This window comes from Rhodohalobacter sulfatireducens, from assembly GCF_022012475.1.
Taxonomy (GTDB): Bacteria; Bacteroidota; Rhodothermia; order Balneolales; family Balneolaceae; genus Rhodohalobacter; species Rhodohalobacter sulfatireducens.
Genome location: NZ_JAKLWS010000079.1, coordinates 1 through 2,367, shown reverse-complemented (window position 1 = coordinate 2,367; position 2,367 = coordinate 1). Strand labels below are relative to the sequence as shown.

The window sequence follows — 2,367 nt, the reverse complement described above, 5'->3', positions numbered from 1 at the left end:
CGTTGAATCCACCAGTTTCGCCAGTCCGAAATCCATCACCTTGAACCGATCTTTTGCATCCACCATGATATTGCCGGGTTTGATGTCCCGGTGGACTATCCCCTTCTCATGAGCTTCGGCAAGAGCCTCGGCTATGTGGATGGCGTAGTTGAGGGCTTTCTCCGGAGTTAAGTCTTCCGATTCAAGTCTTTCCCGAAGAGTCTGCCCGTCGATGTATTCCATCGAGATGAAGTGCTGGTTTTCATGTTCTTCGACAGAATAGATTGTACAGATGTTTGAGTGATTTAATGCCGCCGCAGCTTTGGCTTCGCGGATGAATCGCTGTTTGTCTTTGTCGGACCGGGTCAGATGAGAGGGCAAAAACTTAAGGGCGACAGGTCGGTCCAGGTTGGTGTCTCTGGCTTTATAAACGATGCCCATTCCGCCACGGCCGAGAATGTCGGTAATATGATAATGGCCGAATTGGGCATCGATCCTGTGATTCTTATCAAACTGGCTCTGGGCCATATGATCAATAGAAGGGGCAACCACCTCTTCTTCAAAGTGCCCCATAAACGAGAGGGCTTTGTCTCCATGTTCCAGCAAGGATTGGATTTCGTTTCGAAGAGCTTCATCCTCTCCGCATTGGTTGTCGATGAACGCATCTCGTTCGGCAGGCGGGAGCGCAAGCGCCTGTTCAACCAACTCTTCGATTTGGGTCCATCGGTCTGAATTCATTACGGTATGTTGTTTAGGAATCTCACATGTTTATCATCATAAACCTTCTAGATATGGTTTGTCCTCACCCGCAATTAACTGCTGGAATCGTGGATTGTCTCTTAGCGGATCCCATCTTGGATCTAAACGAATCCAGTTTCTATGAACATATATATGGGGAACTGAAAGACAAAATTCCAACTTATCAATCGCCAATTCTTCACGGGCGGTCCAGGCATAGATTTCAGCCAGGTTGAACTCAAAAAAGGGACCTGTATTTGCATTTTGACTGGCTGGAGTCAGTTCAGTAGCTTTTTTTCCGGCTTGAATAGCCTTCTCAACTTCGCCTAATCGAGCATAAACTTTACCCAGCTCCGAATGGTAAAGTGCATCATCTGGGTACTGATCACGCAATTCTTCAAAATGTACTTTAGCTTGATTGTAATAAAGGCGAGCCTCAGTTTGATTGCCTTGCCCCTCAAGTGCCATGCCAATAAGATAAGCTTTGTGAAGGTATATTGTTTCAGATCTAGCGGCAGTTTCTCCCTGGATATTTTTAAAACCGCGTAACGCCTCATCCCAGTTTCGTTTCAGAACATTATACTCTCCCCAGAAGTAAGGTTGTTCAATTCCTGGGTCAGAAGGCTGAATTTTGGTCCACCAGAGTTCATAATTTTCCAATGAACCATTTTTTGATAATCCAATCAATGCTTTTATAAAATTAGGAAGAAAAGAGTTTGGGTTTGAGTCTAATGCCTTGTCAATGTAGCTTTCCGCTTTTTCATAATCTCTCAACATCAAATAGTCATATCCTAATTCACCATAGGGACCAGTTATTGGATCCAGTTCCAGGGCTCTTTTGAAATGGTGAACCATTAACTCCCAATTGCCTAAACGCCGATGTGTATATGCAGTCATATTGTGCAGACTTTTATGGTTTGGGAACTGCTCCAATGCAGATTCAAAATAGTCCAAAGTTTGCCTGTGATCGGTTTGAGACCAGTAGAGATAGAGCCCAACAGCATATTTTGTTTCCGGTAAGTTCGGATTAAGAAGCTCTGCCCTTTCAGCAGCCTCTTTTAAGCCTTCAAGTTGTTCAGGTGTTCTTCCGTGAAACCAGTATAGCGAAAAATAAGTACGCGCCAGCATTGCCCAGGCTTCTGCGAAGGTAGGTTCCTCATCGACCGCTCTACTTAACAGCTCCTCAGCCTTTACGAGATTATCTTCATTTTGTGTACCTTGGCTAATATATTGCTGGCCCAGCATGTATAACCTGTATGCCTCCGGATTATCAGTGGGCCGTTCATCCAATCGGTGCTCTTCATCTGCTGTCAATGAAGCTTGTAATTCACCGGCTACCTGCCGGGCAATACGACTCTGGATTTCAAACACATCGTCAATATTTTCCTCAAAACTGCCACTCCAGAGTGTTCCTAAACTGTTAACATCAATCAGCTGAACAGACACACGCAACTGGTCACCGAGTCTCCGAACGGTCCCTTCCATCAGCGAAGATACGCCAAGTTGTTGAGCAATGTTTTGGAGGTCCCGATTACGTGGTTCAAAACTCAAGACAGAGCTTCTCGCGATCACGGTCAAGTCTCCAATTCCTGCCAGACGATTAATCAGTTCCTCATGAACACCATCGGTAAACTGGATATCCTCCGGCTC

The 2,367-nt window shown here is 45.4% G+C and carries 2 protein-coding genes; both read right to left on the bottom strand.

Going from position 1 to position 2,367, the window contains the following annotated elements; genetic code table 11:
• The coding region (locus tag L6773_RS21110; protein WP_237856657.1) for a serine/threonine protein kinase at positions 1–717 on the bottom strand (717 nt) is incomplete at its 3' end.
• Between the two features lie 36 nt (positions 718–753).
• The coding region (locus tag L6773_RS21105) for a TPR end-of-group domain-containing protein (protein WP_237856656.1) at positions 754–2,367 on the bottom strand (1,614 nt) is incomplete at its 5' end.